A 352-nucleotide genomic window follows, 5' to 3' on the forward strand; every position below is an offset into this window, starting at 1 on the left:
GCGTACACCTGTACAAGAAATTGATGTAAATTATGGAGGAACTGTAACAGGTTTAGAAACATCTATTACAACCCGTAGTCTTATCGTAGGCTTTTTGCAACCACGTGTTGATGCAGCAGTAAATGATGTAAATGCGAGTTTAATTGCAAATGAACGAGGCATTAGCTTTGGTGAAAAGCAAATCAATCATACGTACGGTTACTCAAACATCATCCACGCGGTTGTCCGTGGAGAAGACCGGATATTTGAATTAAAAGGGACGTATATAAAAGAATACGGCCCACGAATTGTTAATATTAATGGGTTCAATGTTGACTTTACTCCAAGTGGTCATTTAATCTACATCCAACAT

At 38.1% G+C, this 352-nt stretch carries 1 pseudogene; it reads left to right on the forward strand.

Annotation, left to right across the window (positions count from 1 at the left end):
- A pseudogene (locus KH400_RS22835) lies at positions 1 to 352 on the forward strand (phosphoglycerate dehydrogenase); the annotation flags it as partial.

The sequence above is a fragment of the Desertibacillus haloalkaliphilus genome (assembly GCF_019039105.1).
GTDB classification, from domain to species: domain Bacteria; phylum Bacillota; class Bacilli; order Bacillales; family KJ1-10-99; genus Desertibacillus; species Desertibacillus haloalkaliphilus.